Source organism: uncultured Abiotrophia sp. (genome assembly GCF_963520105.1).
GTDB lineage: Bacteria > Bacillota > Bacilli > Lactobacillales > Aerococcaceae > Abiotrophia.
The window spans coordinates 388,131-407,284 of the sequence record NZ_CAUQPN010000001.1 but is presented as its reverse complement, the minus strand read 5'-3'; the positions used below and the strand labels follow the sequence as shown (position 1 = coordinate 407,284).

Here is a 19,154-nt window from a genome sequence, read left to right as displayed (position 1 = left end):
ACCTTATTTTATAAGTGCATTTTACTTTCAAAAAAGGAGCCAGGTTGCCCCAGCTCCTAGTACCTAAGCCTTTATTAACGATTTGGTTTTTCAGGTACAGTGATTTCACCTTTGACGATTTTAGCTTTGTATTCTTCAACAGCTTTTTTAGCTTCAGGTGATAATTGGGCAGTCGTTAAGTCAACCCCGCCGTCTTTCAAGCCGTAAATAGTGTTACCAGATTTGAATTGACCTTCTTTGGTCTCTTGTGCGAACTTCTTAACCGCAGAGCCTACCCCTTTGAGTGTTGAAGCTAAGGTTAAGTGACGTTCTTTGCCATCTACAGTGACTAGACCTTCTGCATCTTGGTCTAAGTCAACCCCGATAACATATACTTCACGTTTAGGATCGTTCGTTACGATATCCTTAGCTTCAGAGAAGACACCGTTCCCGGTACCACCAGAAGCGTGGAAGATAACATCCGCACCACCTGAGTACATAGCAGCAGCTAATTGTTTCCCTTTAGCTGCATCAGCAAATGAACCTGCGTATTGAACTTCAACTTTGATAGAAGGATCAACTGCTTTTACGCCTTCAACGAAACCAGCTTCAAAACGGTCAATAACGAAACCTTCGACCCCACCGATAAAACCAACTTGTTTGGTCTTAGTGGTCTTAGCAGCGGCTACCCCTGCTAAGAAGGCTGCTTCATTGTCCTTGAAGGTCAAGGAAGCAACGTTTGGTAAGTCAACTACAGAGTCCACAATAGCAAAGTGCTTATCTGGGTATTGAGTGGCTGCTTCTTTGACTGCAGCTTCTAATTTATAACCAATCCCGAAGATTAAGGAGAAGTTTGCTTGGACTGCTGAGTTAAGGTTAGTCACATAGTCAGAGTCGCTATTGGATTGTAAGTAGTCATAGCCACCTACCCCTTTTTCTAACTTGTTTTCTTTACCGAATTGCTCAAGACCTTCCCAGGCGCTTTGGTTGAAGGACTTGTCGTCTACCCCACCTACGTCTGTGACAATCACTGCAGAAAAATCAGCCGCATTTACGGCAACAGGTGCTACCAAACTTGCTACTGTCAAGGCTGTAGCTGCTAATCCAAAAGCTTTCTTCATTAAAACATCTCCTTTGAATATTTCTTACTCATGAACTCACTCTGAATTCCCTTACATTATATCATTATTAGGTCAATCTAGCAAGAAATTCGATGATGTTTTACTAAAACCATTCTCAATCGTTCGTATATTTTCATGAAAATGTCGCCCAAGTGCGCTATATAGCCGAAAAGTCAACTAAATCTTGCTTAAAGCAAGGCAGTCTAAGCCCTAAAAGCATAAAAAAAAGCGAACCTTCTAAGTTCGCTTCTTATAGGCTTAGTGTTGTCCCTGACGCTTAGCCAGTTGTAAGGTCACTTGATAAAAAATTGGGGTTAGAATAGCTGCGACAAAAGCTTCCAAGATCCCGTTGGTCGCAATGATGCCCCCTAATAATTGCCAAAGACCGGTCTGGTCTACCCCTTTAATGGTCATATAAACTTCTTGCTTGAATAAAACAATAGCTCCTAAAACCAAGAAAGTATTGAGAAAACTACCACTAAAGCCAGCCAAGGCTCCCACTAGACGTGGATTTTTACTCCAAGACTTGAAGACCACAATCAAACCGGCCAAAATCAATGGCATGAGCATACGTGGCAAGACGCTGACCATGACATCACTTAAGACTTGGGCATTAATGGGTGACACAGGTGCAGTTAGGGCACGAATCCAAGAATTTAATCCCCAAGCCGTCCCAACCAAGACGCCCTCTTTCCAACCTAGCCAGAGAGTTGCTAAAATGACGGTAACATGGATGTAAGTAATGGATAAGACAGGTGTCGGAATGTTGCCCAACATAGGCACCCATGATTGGATAATAATCAAGGCCACAAAGACACTTAATTTAACTAGTTGGTTGGTTTTATTTTGCGAACCATAGCGTTGATTTGTAGTCATGTCTTAAGCCTCCTTCACTAGGGGATTGACAGCCACCCCATCTTTGACAAAAATATAGGCTGGCTCACCATGACCCTCATCAAACTCAACCGACAAATCATGTCCATCGAAGAACCATTCGTCACGACTCTCAATATAGAAGAGCACGCCGTCTGCTTCATAAGTGACACCTGGTTCACTCGGGTAGTTGGTTTCCATAGCGAGGGAGAAGCCACTGTTAATAGGGCTACAACCATAAACCTTGACTAAAAATCGTACACCCGCCCCTTGAGGCAATCCTACTTCTTCCTTAAACCAAGCAACTGATGCTGGATCTACTTTTAATTCCATCCCTTACACTCCTTCTCTTGACTTGCTGTTTTTATTATAGCATGGTCCTTAAGACAGGACCTAACTAGGTGCTCACTGACCGTCCAAATGATGGTGAACCGCGTAAATAGCCGCCTGAGTACGGTCTTCTACTTCCAACTTGGTGAAGATATTGGAGACATGGGTCTTAACCGTCTTAAGGGTAATGACCAGTTCCTCGGCAATGGCTTGATTGGAGTAGCCTTGACCTATTAGACGTAAGACATCCAACTCCCGATTAGTCAACTCATCATGAGGCTTAGGCCGTGCTTGATCTAATCGGTGCTCGATAATCTTCTCTGTCACGGCAGGTTCAATCACCTTATGCCCTTGATAGGTAGAACGGATGGCTTGGGCAATTTCAGCAGCAGACGAAGTCTTAAGTAAGTAGGAGCTAGCTCCCGCCTCCATAGCCGGATAGACCTTCTCATCATCTAGGAAGGAGGTTACGATAATAATCTTAGCTTGAGGCCAATCTGCCATAATTTTCTGAGTGGCTTCAATTCCATCCATGACATCCATGACTAAGTCCATGAGGATAATATCTGGTCGTAGTTCAAGGGCCTTATGGTAACCTTCCAAGCCATTGCTGGCTTCCCCCACTACCTCCATATCAGTCTGAATCATCAAATATGATGAGACACCTAGTCGGACCATTTCATGGTCGTCCACTAGTAATACCTTAATCATCTACTTACCTCCTTAAAATCTTATAGGAAGGGTGATATCCAGAACGGTCCCCTTACCTGTCATACTGAGAATCTTACATTCGCCCCCAAGATTGGTCACCCGTTCTCGAATATTACGCAAACCATAGGATCCGACCTTGTCAGCCTTATCCATGTCAAAGCCTAGGCCATCATCCACAATTTTGAGCTGAGCCGAGCTCTCATCCACCTGGAGGTAGACCTCCAGACGGTTAGCTCTAGCGTGTCTTAAGGTATTAGAAATGGCTTCTTGTACAATGCGGAAGAGATGGTCCTCAATACCGGATTCCAAGCGCACATCGGCCAAGTCCCAGACAATCGTCGTCGGAATCTTGGTCTGGAGCTCAAGTAATAACTGTTCAATCCCCTGCTTAAGGGACCGATCTTCTAATCCAATCGGTCTCAAATGTAATAAGAGGGCTCGCATCTCAATTTGAGCCGTCGAAATAACCTTATCGACCCGAATAATTTGTTGGCGGATAGGTTCTGCAATCTCAACCTGCTCTTGGTCTTTGATGGCTGAAAGCATCATAGTGGCTGCAAAGAGCTGCTGACTAACCGAATCATGAAGCTCCCGCGCAATCCGATGGCGTTCAGTCTCGATAATTTCTTCCTTGGTTTCTTCCCCTACGAAGGTTGGGGAAGCAGCAAAATCCTGCAGGTCTCTAGACAGCTGGACGAGCTTGTCACGGATACGGTTGAGATCTGATGAAACCACACCACTATAATCGTACCAGGCGTGCAGCCCCTTGCCAGAATCCTTAAAAATAGGATGTTGATATTTTCCTAGCAAAAGCCAATTAATCTTAGCCCGAAGCTCTTCATAAGGGCCACTGAGGAAGAAAGTCAGGAAGCCTGATACTACCAGGGCAATACTGAAATTAGCCCCTACTAAGACCAAATAAAATGGAATTTGGAACCAGGTCAACTCCCAGAGACTAGCCAAACTCAAGGTCTGGAAGACGTAGACTTGAAGACCCACCATAATGGTTGTAATGGCCAAATTAACCAAGAGCTGATAGAGGAAGAGACGGCGCCATAAATGTAGGTTCATAGCACAATCACCTCCACTTCACCAAAGCCAACAGAAATCATGATATTTAGCCGACGTGGCGTTGCGGCATATCCTGCAGTCTCCCAACGGAAGTTTTCCCCTACTAAGGAATAGCTTTGGTTCTCGAAGACCACCGCACCTGATATAGCTGAGATATTGAGTCGGAAACCTACGTCACGCGGAATAATCAGCCGTGTACGGCCAAATAATTTACGAATGACAATGGTCGATTGCTCGGGCGGCAGGAGGGTATTGCCCAAATCGACAATGGAGCTCCCCCCTAAGAAAACAATATTGATATCATCCCATTCATAATAATTGGTTTTAGATTCCATGGAGGCAATCAGGGATTCACGCTTGATTAGGGTCCGCTGGCCACTCTGAGGTTGAATTAACTTAACCCCATGATAGGCTTCCTTGGCACCACCGAAGGGATGGAGTAGTGACTCTCCCCAAACTAGGAACTCATTGCCGTTAGGTCCCCGGAAGAGCCAATAAAAGAGCACCAAGACCAAGAGCACTAGCCAGATAGACTGAGTCATAAAAATGGCTACGAAGAAACTCGTCAAGGCCAAAACCAAGGTCATGCCCCTAAAAATCCCGATGGGTATGTAGACACTGGCAACTAGCAAGACTAGGCTACCTAAAAACAAGAGAAAGGTGACGCCCCGCCCCATGAGTTCAAAGACCAAGGCTGCCCCAGCCAATGCCAAAATCTGAAAAATATGGCGCTTTAAAAAAGCAAACATCTGTCCGTCCTCCTTTCTTAGCTTACGCTTCTTATTATAAACAATTTTAAGCCATAGGAAAACCCTTAACCCCCATCCCCTAGGAAAAGCTGCTCCATAATTCGGCAAAAGAAAAGAGGCTAGCATCTCATACTAGCCTCTAGCAAGTTAATTTTTCTCAATTTTGGTAATCTTCAAATCGAAGGATCCGCCTGGAGTTTCCACTGTTACGACATCCCCTAATTTCTTACCAATGATTGCCTTAGCAATTGGTGAATCATTAGAGATTTTGGCTTCTAATGGATCTGCTTCAGCAGAACCCACAATGGTATAAGACTCTTCGTCGCTACCTGGCAATTCAATGAAGCTTACCGTACGGCCCAAGGTTACCACATCATCTGCTACATCGCGATCATCAATGATTTGCGCAAAACGAATCATTTTCTCAATGACAGAGATACGTCCTTCAACGAAGGCTTGTTCGTCCTTAGCTGCATCGTACTCAGAGTTTTCAGATAAGTCACCGTATGAACGGGCAATCTTAATGCGCTCGATAATCTCCTTACGTTTATTAACTTTTAAATCTTCCAATTCAGCCTCTAATTTGGCTTTCCCTTCCAGGGTCATTGGGTATACTTTTTCTTCCATATACGTCTTAACTCCTTATTTTTAATGGATAGTTGCTTCTCGTCCCCTAGGAGAAACAAAAGAACACGAGCGAATTGGCCTTAAGCCAACTCACTCGGTCTTGCCTCTGTCAGAACAGAAATAATATAACACTATCTTGGTCATTTAGCAATCATAATTTGATAGTTAGGCATAAAAATTTATAGAGCATCTTTTGCTTAGGCTTCTTGCTTGGCTTCGAGAGCCTTGCCTTGTAGGATAGAATGAATCTTGGTGGCTAAGAGGTCAATCGCCACTTGGTTATAGCCCCCTTCTGGGACAATAATATCGGCGTAACGCTTGGTTGGCTCAATAAATTGGTGGTGCATTGGCTTAACCACGTCCACATATTGGTTGATGACCGACTCCACTGAACGGCCACGCTCTTTAATATCGCGGAGAATCCGGCGAGCCAAACGAATATCGTCATCGGTATCAACATAAACCTTGATATCCATTAAGTCACGTAAGCGCGGATCTTCCAGAATGAGAATCCCTTCCACGATGATAACATCCTTGGATTCTTGATGAATGACCTCACTACTACGTGTATGGTTAGCAAAGTCATAAACCGGCTTATCGATGGCTTGTCCCTCTAAGAGACGATTAAGATCGGCCACGAATAAATCCGTGTCAAAAGCCAATGGATGGTCATAGTTGGTTTTAAGTCTTTCTTCAAAAGGTAGGTGCGATTGGTCCTTATAGTAGAAGTCATGCTGGAGCATCATGACAGATAAATCGGCGAAAATCTCCATGAGTTTCATGCTGACACTGGACTTTCCACTCCCGGAACCCCCGGTTACGCCAATTACAATCGGACGATTTGACATACTATTTTCCCCTCATTCTATTCTTATTCTGTTTCGCTTGATGATAGGCTTGATTCTTGACTGCTATTCTTATTGACATACTTAGCTACCAAAGCTTCATGCTCTTCCAAGGTGGTCGCATAGTAGACATTCCCGGTCTCGATATCCGCTACAAAGTAGAAGTAGTCTGAGGCTGTTGGATAGATGGCAGCCTGAATGGCACTGAGACTTGGGCTATTGTAGGGCCCTGGTCCTAAGCCCGTATGCTTATACAGGTTGTATGGTGAGTCCACTTCAGTATCCTTAATGGTCACCAGTTCCTTGTGTTCACCTAAGGCATAGAGGACGGTAATATCGGATTGCAGTGGCATCTCGTTGTTCATACGGTTATAGAAGACACCTGAAATGAGCTTGCGATCTTCATCTGTGACCCCTTCCTTCTCAATGATAGAAGCTAAGGTCAAGATTTGATGGAAGGTCAAGTTGGTATTGCCCATATCTTCCTTGAGTTTTTGGTATTCAAGGTTCATCTTGCCCACCATTTGTTTAATTAGGTCTTTAACATTGGTACCAGCGATATAGTCATAGGTTGCCGGATAGAGGTAACCTTCTAACTTATATTTGAGCCCTTCTACCCCATCCAAACCTGAAATTAAGCTCGGATATTGAGATTTTAACTCTTCGATGAAGCTAGCATCATTAGCAGTTGCTAAGAAATCAGCTGCCTTAATCGGGGTGTTTTCTTCCACCATTTGGGCAATTTGTTCCAGTTGCATACCTTCAACAACGGTTAGTTTGGTATCCACATCGACTTCGATCGGTTTACCACCCTTTTGAAGGGTTGCAATAATGGTATCGGCATCCATGGCAGGACTTAAGTCATAGTGACCTGCTTGGAGGCCATTGACACTTTTGGCCTTCATATAGAAGCTAAAGATATCGGCATTCTTAATTAAGCCCTGAGACTTAAGTAAGCGCGCAATGTCCTTACTGCTAGAACCAATCGGAATCGTTACTTGCACAGTCTCTGTCTTTTGGTTGTTAACTGCCTTTAGGGAATCGTTATAGTACCAGAAGCAACCTAAACCTACAACTAAGGCTAAGGCTACTAATCCTAAGATAATGTATTTGACGATGCGTTGGGTCATCAATTCTTCTTTTACTTGATGATCTTCCTTAAGTTCTGCATCTTGTTTGACTTTGTCCCAATCTACTTTCACTGAGGAACCTCCTTCGCTATGTGATAGATTCAATATATCCTATGCATTATATCAATTTTTCTGTTAAATAGCCATTATTATCCCTTTACAAGTCGGTTAAAGACTCGCACTATAAAACTAAAACTATTTCTATTCATCTTTAGCCTCCTAGATAAAAAACAAAATAAAACCTGGGAGTCATATTCAAACTCCCAGGTTTTTACTAGCTTAGAAATTGCCTTCTTCGTCTAAGAAGGTATTGAGGACTTCCTCAACCATATCCCATTCTTTCTCATCTTCGATTGGCAATAATTCACCGGACTGTCCGTCTTCGCCTTCCGTAAATGAGTAAGCTTGAAGTTCTACGTCCTCATCGTCAATAGCACCCGCTGGGTAGAGAATGACGTAGTTCTTACCATAATCTTCTGATTCGAAGGTAAAGAGAATCTCGTATAAAGCCTCATTTCCGTTCTCATCCACAATGGTAATATGTTCGTGGTGGTCGTGGTCATGATGATGATCATGATCGTGATGGTGGTCGTGTTCGTGTGGCATAGCTATGCCCCCTTCCTTAATTAATTCGGTCTAAATAATTCTGTAGGATAATGACCGCAGCTAGCTTATCAATAACTTGCTTGCGTTTCTTGCGGCTAACATTTCCTTCTGTAACAAGCATACGTTCTGCTTGCGAAGTGGTTAAGCGCTCATCCTGATAGTGGATAGTCAATTCAGGTCTTAACTTACTAATTCCCTCTCCATAGGACATTGAGGCTTCTGCTCTTGGTCCCAGACTATTATTCATATTCTTGGGCAAGCCAATAACAAGCTCCTTAACCTGGTGCTCATCAACCAGTTCCAGCAGGCGGTCATAACCTAAGTCCCCCGCTGCTTCGTCAATACGAATGGTCTCAAGACCTTGAGCAGTCCAGCCCATTAAGTCGCTAACAGCCACTCCTACTGTCTTGGATCCTACGTCCAAGCCCATAATACGTTTATACATGGTTTAGCGATTTCCTTTAACATAGTAGCGGACTAAGGCTTCCACAATCTCATCGCGCTCATAACGACGAATTAAGTTTCTGGCGTCACGATGGCGTGGAATGTAGGCTGGATCTCCTGACAAGAGATAACCCACAATCTGGTTGGTTGCATCATACCCCTTTTCTTCTAGGGCGCTAAATACAATCTCTAGTACTTCGCGAATGGTCTGCTTATTGAGATCATCTAAGCTAAATAAGATGGTTTCATCTAATGATTGCATACTATCACCAATCCTCTCGTTTAATCTTATTGTACATGACTCTGTACAAGATTGGAACCTTTTTGCAATAATTCCGGCAAAAAAGCCTATAATTGTTCGTTAATTACTGTGCTGACTTGCGCCAATAATTCTGGAATCGCTTCTGGTTTCTTACCACCGGCTTGAGCCATTTGTGGCTTACCGCCACCGCCACCGCCGACAATTGCCGCTAATGGCTTGATGAGGTTACCAGCCTTAAGACCAGCAGCCAAGCCTTGCTCATCCACTTGGACCATGAGACTTACTTTTTCCTCTTGGCTAGCAACTAAGACCAAGATATTAGATGGTGCTTCTTTCTTCCAGATGTCAGCCATTTGACGCATCCCATCAACAGATTGATTGCCTAAGTTAATGGCTACATAAGTCACATCCCCAACACTTTGAACATCTTGGAAGACTTGTCCTGCTTCAGCTTGCAGTAATTTTGCGTTGAGCGACTCCACCTGAGCTTGGGCTTGACGGAGTTCTTCTTGCAATTGCTCTAATCGTGGTAAGAGTTGGCTAGCTTGAGCCACTTTGAGATGATTTTGCACTTCTTGTAGGAGGTTAGCTTGAGCCTGATAATCCGCAACAGCAGCTTGACCAGTCAAGGCTTCAATCCGACGAATCCCGGCCCCAATCCCAGACTCAGCTAGGAGTTTGAAGGTGCCAATCTCATTAGTGTTGTTCACATGGGTCCCACCACACAACTCGATAGATTCTCCTGCAATATTAACAACCCGTACAACATCACCATATTTTTCCCCAAAGAGAGCCATAGCACCTGTTGCTTTAGCATCTTCAATGGACATTTCAGCGATATCAACATTGGCAGAGTTGGCGATCCATTGGTTGACGAAGGCTTCAATCTGCTTGAGTTCCTCAGGTGTGACTTTACCAAAGTGTGAGAAGTCAAAGCGTAAGCGATCTGGCCCAACGTAAGAACCCGCTTGGTTGGCATGGCTACCCAAAACAACCTTCAAGGCACGGTGTAAGAGGTGGGTTGCGGTATGATTTTGGTTGGTCTTAAGGCGTGCTGCCCGATCCACTTCTAAGGTATAGGATTGACCGACAGTCAACGGCATATCCCCCGTTTTGATACGGTGCATAAACTGACCTTGAGGTGCTTTCTTAACATCTAAGACTTGGCCTACTTCTTGATCGCCATCTAGGATGATCCCAGAGTCCGCTACTTGCCCCCCCATTTCTGCATAGAAAGGACTACGGTTGAAGAAGACCCAACCCTCTTGATGAGCTGGTAACTGATCTACCTTGGCTTCATCTAGCACAATGGCCTTGATAGTCGCGTTTGTAACAAGCGTTTCGTAACCCACGAAATCAAAGGCATCAGTAATGTTTTGTAAGAGGTCGCTTTGGACTTGCATGCTCTCTTCCTTAGAACGAGCTGCACGAGCCCGTTGACGTTGGGCTTCCATTTCTGTCTCAAAACCTTCTTGATCAACCGAGAAGCCTTGGCTATCAGCCAATTCAACCGTTAACTCTAACGGGAAACCAAAGGTATCATAGAGTTGGAAGGCCTGGGCGCCCGGAACCACGGTTTTGCCCTCAGCCTTGAGGTTAGCCATCAAGTCATTCAAGTGAGCTTCCCCACCTTCAATGGTCTCGTGGAATCGCTCTTCTTCATTTAAGATGACCTTTTGAACGAAGGCTAATTGTTCCGTCAATTCTTGATAATAAGCCCCCATAATGTCCGCAATAACAGGGACTAATTCACTTAAGAAGCTACGGCTAATCCCCAATTTTCGGCCATGCATGACACTACGACGAATGAGACGACGTAGGATATAGCCACGCCCTTCATTGGAAGGCAATGCCCCATCACTAATCGCGAATGAAACCGCGCGAATGTGGTCGGCAATGACCTTGAAGCTGACTTGTTTGTCACCAGCTGAAGCAAAATCTACACCAGAGACTTTTTCAATGGCTTGAATAATTGGCACAAAGAGGTCTGTCTCATAGTTGGTTTTAGCATTTTGAATGACAGAGACTACCCGTTCCAAGCCCATCCCGGTATCGACGTTTTTGTTAGGAAGTGGTTGATAGGTGTCATCTGGTAAATGGTTGAACTCAGAGAAGACTAAGTTCCAGATTTCCAACCAACGCTCATTCTCACCACCAGGGTAGTTTTCAGGGTCGTCCGCTTCCAAGTTGTTAAAGTCTTGTCCACGATCGTAGAAAATCTCGGTATCTGGACCACATGGACCAGCCCCGATATCCCAGAAGTTATCTGCTACTGCCACCAAGTGATCAGCAATAAAACCTGGTTGTTGCTTCCAGATTTCGGGTGTTTCCTTGTCATCTGGATAGTAGGTGGCAAATAGCTTATCTGCTTCAAAACCTAACCAACGCTCGCTCGTTAAGAATTCCCAAGCCCAAGCAATGACTTCTTTCTTAAAGTAATCGCCGATAGACCAGTTCCCTAGCATTTCGAAGAGGGTATGGTGGCGAGCAGTGTAACCTACGTTCTCAATGTCATTGGTCCGGATACATTTTTGTACGTTAGCCAAACGACGGTTGTCTGGCACTTCCGTACCGTCAAAGTATTTTTTAAGAGGTGCCACACCGGCGTTGATCCACAAGAGGGTTGGGTCATTGACCGGGATCAAAGAGGCACTTGGAATAATTTGGTGTTGCTTCTCTGCGAAGAAATCAAGATACATTTGGCGAATTTGCGCACTCGTCAATTGTTTCATATATGATGAACTCCTTTTCTAATAAAAATAAAAAACACACTCATTACATGCAAGGGCGATAAGTCGCGGTACCACCTTGCTTATAACGAATCTGCTTCATTACATCTTTAATGATTGTTAACGCCAATCCTACGCTAATGTTGCCACTAGAAAGACCTAAGGGAGCATTGAGACCCGTGACTTCTTCCACCAAATGAAGTCTCTCTGAGGCTGGGTTCAACATAGCCTTATACCTCTACCATTATACGGCTAAAAGCCCCTAAAAGTCAAGGTTCTGCTAGAATAAATGGATAAGTCAACCAATCAACGGTCAGCTGACGTGGCGCCGCCTCCTGGACCTCTCCATCCACTTGACCTAGAATGGCTTGCTTAATGACCAAATCAAGCTTTTGCCCGGTCCAACGACTGACTTGAGGCGACTGGTCCTGCTTATGACTGACTAAGACCTGCCAAATCAAGCCTGGTAAATGTCTTGCCTTGATGCTGTGAAAGGCCATTACACTAATCTCTGGATTGCTAGCCTGGCCTAGATTATCTAATTTTATGCCCCCACCCATATAAGGATTCTTGAGGACACTGAAGAGATAGCAGTCAGACACTAGTTGAGGCGACTGATTATCTAGGCTGAGGCTGACCTCAAAAGCCTCTAATTTAGGTAAACTAGCAAAGACAGCCACTAGGTAGGACAGCTTGCCTAAATGCCACTTGGCTAATAGACGCCCCAGTCTTAAGGCCTTGGATTGCTGATTAACCATGGCATCAAAACCTATCCCTAGGCTATTAATCCCATAGCTAATTTGTCCACTGACCTGATCTTGCAAACGCAGAATCGGCACTTGAAGTCGGTTACCTGCCTGCAATTGATCCAAGGCTTGAGCTAGCTTCCGTTTAGCTTGCCAGGCCCTAGCAAAGTCATTACCACGTCCAGCCGGCAAATAGAGAATGGCAGGAGGCTGTGGTTGTCCAGCTAGACTGGACACAACTTCGTGCAGAGTCCCGTCACCACCAATGACCGTAATGACCGGTTCCTGGACCAATTGCTGAGCCAAAAGCTCACTATGGCCAGCATAAGTGCTAATATGGACTTTGGGTGTTATTTGGTGTTTGTTCAGGGCTGCCAGAGTCTCCTCCAAGACTTTACCTCCCTGGCCACCACCTGCTCCTAGGTGGGCGATAATTGCTAATTCTTGCATCTACTCTCCTGCCTCCTTAGCACCTGTCTGGCACTAGCATTAACCTATTAATTGTAACTCAGATAGTTGTCATTTTCTAGGCTTTTCGATACAATAAATCTAGCAAATTGATTAAGGAGTCCACTTATGACAGATTATCAAATGCTGGTCTTAGATATTGACGATACTTTGATGACCAGTAAGAACACTATTTCTGATGACACCTATCAGGCCTTGATGAAGGCTCAGGAGCAAGGCAAGAAAGTCGTGCTAGCTAGCGGCCGACCAACCCCTTCTATGATCGAAACGGCTAAGCAGCTAAAATTAGACCATTTCAATTCTTACATCATTTCCTTTAATGGCGCCGCCATCACCAGTATGGCAGATGGCCAGGAACTCTTCAGCCAACGCCTAGAAGCGGACGCTCAAGATGACATTGTCCAATATATTCAAGCTAAAGGTCTGACCGTCCTAACCTATATGGACGAGTACGTGGTCATGGATAAAGCCAATGATTATAGCCACATTGAAAGTCAATTAACAGGTATTCCCGACCGTTATGATTCTGAGGCCATCGCTAACCTGTCTCAACTAGCTAAAGCCCGAATGAAATTCATTGGCGTGGGTGACCCAGACCTAGTTACAGCTGCAGATGCTGAGTTGAAGGGGCGCTTCGGCGATTTAACCTATGCCACCACCTCTAAGCCTTACTTCTTAGAATTCGTTCACCACCAAGTCTCCAAAGGCCAGGCCATTAAAGTCCTCTGCCAACACCTTGGTTTGACTCTGGACCAGGTAATTGCCTGCGGCGATGGGAATAACGACTTGACCATGATTGAGACAGCCGGTTTGGGCGTTGCCATGGCTAATGCCACCCCACTGCTTAAGGAAGCAGCCGACCATATTACCCTCTCCAACGACCAAGATGGTCTAGTTCCAATCATTCGCGACTTTATGGGAGTTAGCCTCTAGTCCAGTAAAAACTTAAACGCTTTTAGGCCTTTGTCATTCCCTTTTTCAGCAAAATGTAGTATAATACATTTTGTGTTAAGCGGAGATGGCGGAACGGCAGACGCGCATGCTTCAGGCGCATGTGTCCAATAGGACGTGAGGGTTCAAATCCCTTTCTCCGCATCATAAAAGAGCCCTATCAGGGCTCTTTTTTTGTCTATGATGAAGAAAAAATCCAGGGATTGAGTCGGGCTCAATCCCTGGATTTTACTCACTTTTCTTTTGAATCGATTAGGATGGTCACTGGTCCGTCATTTTCAATTAAGACCTGCATGTCTGCGCCAAAACGCCCGGTTTCCACGCGGAAGCCCGCCTCCCTTAGAGCCTGGTTAAAGGACTCATAGAGAGGCTCTGCCACCTCTGGACGTGCCGACTGGGTAAAACTTGGCCGGTTGCCCTTGCGGACATCACCATATAGCGTAAATTGGCTAATAGATAGAATGGCGCCGTCCGGCAGACTATCCAGACTGGCATTCATCCGCCCCTGCTCATCTTCAAAAACACGCAGTTTGCTGATTTTGCGGGCGCAATAGGTCACATCTTCTGGGCCGTCTTCATAGGTCACACCGACCAAGAGGACAAAGCCCCTATCAATCGCTCCTACCACTTGACCATCAATTGAAACCTGACCCCGACGGCAACGTTGAATAAGTACTCGCATCCAGGGGCCTCCTACTTATTATTGACTCGGGTTACTTCATAAACGTCCGGAATGTTACGTAATTTGACCATGAGATCTTCTAATTGAGCCGTATTAGAAATCGCAACCTTAATGGTGACTGTCGCCGTTGAAGTCTTGTCGTCCACTTTCCCGTTAACATTACGCAAGGTCTTAACCGAGTGGTTGACCACATGCAAGACTTCGTTGATCAGTCCATTGCGGTCAAAGCCCACTACCCGAATCTCGGTGACATAGTCGGCACCAAGCTGACCAGTGCTTTCCCATTCAACTGGAATGGTCCGTTCTTGCAAATCAGGTTCATTGAGTAAGTTAGGACAGTCCTTACGGTGAACAGAAATCCCCCGCCCTCGTGTCACGTAACCCACAATTTGGTCACCTGGAACCGGGCTACAGCAGCGACTGAGACGAATCATAAGGTTGTTGACCCCACGCACCATGACGCCATTTTCATGTTGGATCTTCATGGCCTCGGTCTCAGGTTTGTTGAGGGTTTGCTCATTGCTTAGCGGCTCTGCCGGTGGGACATCCTTCTGTTCCTTGCTATGCAAGAAGTTATAGACACTAATAGCAGATGCTTCTCCCAAGGCTACAGCTGCAAAAAGGTCCGCCAAAGTCGGCACATTATAGCGTTCAAAGAGTTCCTTCTCATAGGCCTTCTTAGACAATTGTTTAAGGCTATAGCCATTTTTCTTGAGCTCTTCTTCCACCATGGCTTGACCACGTTCACTATTGCGATCGCGATCAAGTAGCTTGAAGTAACGCTTGATTTTGTTTCGTGCCTTGGAAGTGGCGGTATATTTCAACCAGTCACGACTTGGTCCATTGGAATTGGGGTTGGTTAAGATATCCACGATATCCCCGTTTTTGAGCTTGTAGTTAAGTGGGACAATCTTACCATTGACCTTGGCCCCAATTGTTTTTTGGCCCACATCCGTATGGACATGGTAGGCAAAGTCCAAGGGGCCCGCCCCATTAGGCAGTTCGAAGACATCCCCCTTTGGTGAGAAGACATAGACTTGGTCTTTGAAGATGTCTTCCTTAACGAAGTCCATGAACTCACCCGCGTCTTTGGCTTCATCTTCTAATTCTACAATATCGCGGAACCAAGTCAGTTGCTTCTTAATGGCTTCATCTTCGCGGACTTGCTGGGTCTTACCTTCCTTGTAGGCCCAGTGAGCTGCAACCCCGTACTCCGCCACTTCGTTCATTTGGAAAGTCCGAATCTGAATTTCAACCGGTTTGCCATGCGGACCGATAACCGTCGTATGAATGGACTGATAGAGATTAGCCTTAGGCATGGCGATATAGTCTTTGAAGCGACCAGGCATTGGTTTCCACTTGGTATGGACCGCCCCTAGGACAGCATAACAGTCCTTAATGGTCGGTACTAGGGCCCGGATAGCTAAGAGGTCATAGATTTCATCAAAATCCTTATTCTGCTTGACCATCTTACGGTAAATAGAATAAATGTGCTTTGGACGCCCATAGACATCGGCCTTGATATGTAATTCTTCAATGGCCTCGTTAATATCCAGAATGGCTTCTTGAATATAGGTCTCGCGCTCTTCCCGCTTGGACTTCATCAAGTTGACAATCTGATAGTAGGCGTCTGGATTGATATAACGCAGAGCAATATCTTCTAGCTCCCACTTAATCAGGTTCATCCCTAAACGGTCAGCTAGCGGTGCATAAATCTCAATCGCTTCTTGAGATTTTTCCACTTGTTTGGACGGCTTTTGGAATTTAAGGGTCCGCATATTATGAAGGCGGTCAGCCAGTTTGACCATGATAATCCGCATGTCTTTGGCCATGGCCAAGAGCATCTTACGGTGGTTTTCTGCTAAGGCTTCTTCCTTACTCTGGAACTTAAATTTCCCCAACTTGGTGACGCCATCTACCAAGAAGGCTACCGTCTCAGAAAATTCGCGGACGATATCTTCTAGGGTGTAGTCAGTGTCTTCCACCACATCATGGAGGAAGCCGGTCGCGACCGTATCAGGGTCCATCTTGAGTTGGGCGAGAATTCCAGCAACTTGAATAGGATGCACGATGTATGCTTCTCCCGATAAGCGAAATTGCTCCTTGTGGGCTTCTGTGGCGAAATCCAACGCCTTTTTAACGAAGGCCACATGCTTTTCATTCATGTAGCTTTCGCAGAGGGCCATGACATCTGCGGCCGTTAAATCTGGTGCTTGTGCCATCCTACTCTTCCTTTCTTACTTACAATTACTAATAGTTTCCTGGTGCATTGCCTGTAGCCTGGCCGGTTACAATCGCAATTCCCTTGGAGGCGCCAATTCGGCTGGCACCCGCTTCAATCATAGCCAAGGCATCCTCTCGGTTTTGAACTCCACCGCTGGCCTTAACTCCCATGTCAGGGCCTACGGTTTCCCGCATAAGGCGGATATCTTGGACAGTGGCACCGCCAGTTGAGAAGCCGGTAGAGGTCTTAACAAAGTCAGCCCCAGCTTCCTTGGCTACTTGGCTGGCTTTGACGATTTCTTCCTTGCTTAAAAGGCAAGTCTCTACAATCACCTTAACTAAGGCTTGATGATTAGCAGCCTCCACTACGGCTTGGATATCCGCTTTGACTAGGTCCCAATTGCCATCTTTTGCAGCACCAATATTAATGACCATGTCGACTTCATCCGCTCCCTCTTGGATAGCGGTGCGGGTCTCAAAGGCTTTGACAGCTGAAGTATTAGCCCCCAGAGGGAAACCAATAACCGTGCAGACTTTAACATCTGAACCTGCTAGTAAAGTATGAGCAGTCGCCACCCAAGTAGGGTTGACACAGACTGACATAAAGCCATAGTCGCGGGCTTCTTGGCAGAGCGTTTCAATGGCGGCACGGCCAGTATCGGCCTTAAGCGCGGTGTGATCAATGTATTTTGCTAGTTCCATGAGATAGACTCCTTCCTTATAGTTCAAGTTCTAGGGCATAGGATAAGGCTGATAAGAAATAGATTGGGGCCGTCTCCGCTCTGAGAATACGAGGCCCTAAGGCGACCGTCTGGAAGCCAGCTTCACATAATTGAGAGACTTCTTCTGGAGTCAGGCCTCCTTCAGACCCAAAGACAACCAAGACCTTGGCGCCTGCTTGGCCCTTAAGTGTCTGGCAGGCTTGACGTAAGCGACTATGCTCGCGTTGTTTGGCGTCTTCTTCGTAGGCTACTAAGCAAGCATCATAGTCAGCTGACTTGGCCAGTAATTGAGCTAAGCTTAGGGGCTGCGCCACTTGAGGAATGCGAAGGCGGTGACATTGCTCGGACGCTTCTTTGGCAATTTTTTGTAGGCGGTCCAGACGTTGGCCCGCCTTCTTATGATCCCATTTGACGACATCTCGACTGAGGGCCAAGGGTTGAAAATGGCTAGCGCCACATTCGGTTGCCTTTTGGACAATATAATCTAGCTTGTCATTTTTGGACAAGCCACAGGCAATGGTGACCTCAACAGGTAATTCTACCTGGTCAGCACCCTCCTGAAGTTCTATGAGGCGGAATTGGGCCAGGCGGTCCACTTCCTCTTCTAATTGGGCCAAGTAACATTGCCCGTCCCCAGTCACTAACCAAGCCTTAGCCCCAGGCTGAGACCGCATAACCCTTAGGAAATGTCGACTATCATCGGCCGTTAAGGTTACCAATTTCTGGACAAGTAAGCCAGTTTGGTTGATAAAATAACGTTGCATGATTTAATCCTCTTGCTTCTGGGTTACCAAACCCGTCCAACCCTTTAGTTGGACTCTTTGAACAAGGCGGAAACCATGTGCTTCTAAGTCTTCTAACAGTTGATCAGCCTTTTCATTTAGAATTCCGCCCAGAATCAGGTAACCATCTGATGTTAGTAAGCGATGGGCATCTTCTAACATATTAACCAGAATATGGGGCAAGATATTGGCTACAATCACCTCTACTGGCCAGTCTACCCCTTTGAGCAAATCCTTAACATGGAAATGAATCGGCGTTTCCTTGAATACCTTGGCCAAATCATCTTGTCGCTCCTGTTGGTGAACCAAGTTTTGTAGGGCGCTATCAACAGCTTGAGGATCTAAGTCGTAGCCCCACACTTCTTTGGCACCTAAGGCGGCCGCTACAAAGGCTAGAACCCCCGACCCCGTACCAACATCTAAGACTCGTTCGCCTCCACGTAGGTACATTTCAAGTGCCTGAACCCCTAGTTGAGTAGTTGGGTGATTGCCTGTCCCAAAGGCCAAACCTGGATCCAAGTAGATAACTTGTTCACCTGCTTGGGCTTGGTAGTCCTCCCAAATCGGCACAATGGTTAGGTAGCGACTGATACGCTCAGGCTTATAGTTAACCTTCCAATTTTCCTGCCAATTTTCATTTTCAATCTCGCTAGATTCAAGCCTTAGCGGATCACTATACTGACTCTCCAACTGGGTCTTGAGGCTATCTAGATCTGGCATCTCTTCGAAGAAGGCGATTAACTCTGTCTCGTGCTCCAGACGTTCTTTGGACAGTGGTTCAGCTAATTCTCCAAATAAATTAGGGTGGTTCTCCAAATAACCTTGGGCATAATCCACTTCCACCCCAATGGCCCCAGCTTCAAAGAGGAGATGACTGAGTAAGTCAATCATCGCTGGATCCAGGGTGTCGAGTGAGACTACCAGCTTAGACCAGGTTTCAGCCATATTAACACGTCCTTTCACGAATATCTATGTTCTTTATTATGAAACAAATACGCCAAAAATTCAATGACTAGGCTGTTAAAAATGCCCAAAATCAGGAATATTAGTTGATTTTTAAGCACTCTTCCCAAGATATAGGTCAGTTTATTAGCTTATATGCA

At 45.6% G+C, this 19,154-nt stretch carries 20 protein-coding genes and 1 tRNA gene; 2 read left to right on the top strand and 19 right to left on the bottom strand.

Going from position 1 to position 19,154, the window contains the following annotated elements:
* Nucleotides 1-74: 74 nt before the first annotated feature.
* The 14 genes from RWO08_RS01875 to RWO08_RS01810 form a co-directional block, all read right to left on the bottom strand.
* Entirely contained in the window at nucleotides 75-1,100 is a 1,026-nt protein-coding gene (locus RWO08_RS01875) for a BMP family protein (protein WP_023390798.1), read from the bottom strand.
* 258 nt (nucleotides 1,101-1,358) lie between these two features.
* Nucleotides 1,359-1,976 carry an ECF transporter S component gene (locus RWO08_RS01870; RefSeq protein ID WP_306486821.1) on the bottom strand — a complete coding sequence of 206 codons (618 nt, stop codon included), beginning with the start codon at nucleotides 1,974-1,976 and terminating at the stop codon, nucleotides 1,359-1,361.
* A 3-nt stretch (nucleotides 1,977-1,979) separates the two neighbouring features.
* Nucleotides 1,980-2,306: a HesB/YadR/YfhF family protein gene (locus tag RWO08_RS01865; RefSeq protein WP_023390800.1), complete on the bottom strand. Its 327-nt coding sequence runs from the start codon at nucleotides 2,304-2,306 to the stop codon at nucleotides 1,980-1,982.
* 72 nt (nucleotides 2,307-2,378) lie between these two features.
* Nucleotides 2,379-3,014: a response regulator transcription factor gene (locus RWO08_RS01860; protein ID WP_306486819.1), complete on the bottom strand. Its 636-nt coding sequence runs from the start codon at nucleotides 3,012-3,014 to the stop codon at nucleotides 2,379-2,381.
* A 12-nt stretch (nucleotides 3,015-3,026) separates the two neighbouring features.
* Nucleotides 3,027-4,085: a sensor histidine kinase gene (locus RWO08_RS01855; protein WP_306486818.1), complete on the bottom strand. Its 1,059-nt coding sequence runs from the start codon at nucleotides 4,083-4,085 to the stop codon at nucleotides 3,027-3,029.
* Nucleotides 4,082-4,834 (bottom strand): cell wall-active antibiotics response protein LiaF, encoded by a 753-nt coding sequence (gene liaF / locus RWO08_RS01850; RefSeq protein WP_306486816.1) that lies wholly within the window; start codon nucleotides 4,832-4,834, stop codon nucleotides 4,082-4,084. The genes RWO08_RS01855 and liaF overlap by 4 nt, the downstream gene beginning before the upstream one ends.
* Before the next feature lie 147 nt (nucleotides 4,835-4,981).
* Nucleotides 4,982-5,461, bottom strand: a complete 480-nt coding sequence (gene greA / locus RWO08_RS01845) for a transcription elongation factor GreA (protein ID WP_023390804.1) — start codon at nucleotides 5,459-5,461, stop codon at nucleotides 4,982-4,984.
* 197 nt (nucleotides 5,462-5,658) lie between these two features.
* Nucleotides 5,659-6,309: a uridine kinase gene (gene udk, locus RWO08_RS01840; protein WP_268443090.1), complete on the bottom strand. Its 651-nt coding sequence runs from the start codon at nucleotides 6,307-6,309 to the stop codon at nucleotides 5,659-5,661.
* A 23-nt stretch (nucleotides 6,310-6,332) separates the two neighbouring features.
* Nucleotides 6,333-7,508, bottom strand: a complete 1,176-nt coding sequence (gene mltG / locus RWO08_RS01835) for an endolytic transglycosylase MltG (protein ID WP_291431880.1) — start codon at nucleotides 7,506-7,508, stop codon at nucleotides 6,333-6,335.
* A 207-nt stretch (nucleotides 7,509-7,715) separates the two neighbouring features.
* Entirely contained in the window at nucleotides 7,716-8,042 is a 327-nt protein-coding gene (locus tag RWO08_RS01830) for a DUF1292 domain-containing protein (RefSeq protein WP_268443095.1), read from the bottom strand.
* 16 nt (nucleotides 8,043-8,058) lie between these two features.
* Nucleotides 8,059-8,487 carry a Holliday junction resolvase RuvX gene (gene ruvX / locus RWO08_RS01825; protein WP_306486814.1) on the bottom strand — a complete coding sequence of 143 codons (429 nt, stop codon included), beginning with the start codon at nucleotides 8,485-8,487 and terminating at the stop codon, nucleotides 8,059-8,061.
* A gap of 3 nt (nucleotides 8,488-8,490) precedes the next feature.
* Complete coding sequence (locus tag RWO08_RS01820; protein ID WP_023390811.1) at nucleotides 8,491-8,748, bottom strand: IreB family regulatory phosphoprotein; 258 nt, start codon at nucleotides 8,746-8,748, stop codon at nucleotides 8,491-8,493.
* A gap of 86 nt (nucleotides 8,749-8,834) precedes the next feature.
* Nucleotides 8,835-11,480, bottom strand: coding sequence for an alanine--tRNA ligase (alaS, locus tag RWO08_RS01815; RefSeq protein WP_306486813.1), 2,646 nt, complete (start codon nucleotides 11,478-11,480; stop codon nucleotides 8,835-8,837).
* 266 nt (nucleotides 11,481-11,746) lie between these two features.
* On the bottom strand, nucleotides 11,747-12,673 hold the full coding sequence (locus RWO08_RS01810) for a diacylglycerol kinase family protein (protein ID WP_306486811.1): 927 nt from the start codon (nucleotides 12,671-12,673) through the stop codon (nucleotides 11,747-11,749).
* A 126-nt stretch (nucleotides 12,674-12,799) separates the two neighbouring features.
* Between RWO08_RS01810 and RWO08_RS01805 the strand changes: the two genes are divergently transcribed.
* Together RWO08_RS01805 and RWO08_RS01800 are read left to right on the top strand one after the other, a co-directional pair.
* Entirely contained in the window at nucleotides 12,800-13,624 is an 825-nt protein-coding gene (locus RWO08_RS01805; RefSeq protein ID WP_306486809.1) for a Cof-type HAD-IIB family hydrolase, read from the top strand.
* Nucleotides 13,625-13,703: 79 nt separating this feature from the next.
* Nucleotides 13,704-13,786, top strand: a tRNA-Leu gene (locus RWO08_RS01800).
* A gap of 88 nt (nucleotides 13,787-13,874) precedes the next feature.
* Here RWO08_RS01800 and dtd read toward each other — a convergent pair.
* The 5 genes from dtd to prmA are packed head-to-tail and all read right to left on the bottom strand — an operon-like array spanning nucleotide 13,875 to nucleotide 18,996.
* A complete protein-coding gene (gene dtd, locus RWO08_RS01795; protein ID WP_291427267.1) occupies nucleotides 13,875-14,324 on the bottom strand; it encodes a D-aminoacyl-tRNA deacylase in 450 nt (149 codons plus the stop codon).
* 11 nt (nucleotides 14,325-14,335) lie between these two features.
* Nucleotides 14,336-16,546, bottom strand: a complete 2,211-nt coding sequence (locus tag RWO08_RS01790) for a bifunctional (p)ppGpp synthetase/guanosine-3',5'-bis(diphosphate) 3'-pyrophosphohydrolase (RefSeq protein ID WP_314211094.1) — start codon at nucleotides 16,544-16,546, stop codon at nucleotides 14,336-14,338.
* A 28-nt stretch (nucleotides 16,547-16,574) separates the two neighbouring features.
* On the bottom strand, nucleotides 16,575-17,249 hold the full coding sequence (deoC, locus tag RWO08_RS01785; protein WP_306486806.1) for a deoxyribose-phosphate aldolase: 675 nt from the start codon (nucleotides 17,247-17,249) through the stop codon (nucleotides 16,575-16,577).
* 16 nt (nucleotides 17,250-17,265) lie between these two features.
* Nucleotides 17,266-18,033 (bottom strand): 16S rRNA (uracil(1498)-N(3))-methyltransferase, encoded by a 768-nt coding sequence (locus RWO08_RS01780; RefSeq protein ID WP_306486805.1) that lies wholly within the window; start codon nucleotides 18,031-18,033, stop codon nucleotides 17,266-17,268.
* 3 nt (nucleotides 18,034-18,036) lie between these two features.
* Nucleotides 18,037-18,996, bottom strand: coding sequence for a 50S ribosomal protein L11 methyltransferase (gene prmA, locus RWO08_RS01775; RefSeq protein WP_314211093.1), 960 nt, complete (start codon nucleotides 18,994-18,996; stop codon nucleotides 18,037-18,039).
* Nucleotides 18,997-19,154 lie beyond the last annotated feature (158 nt).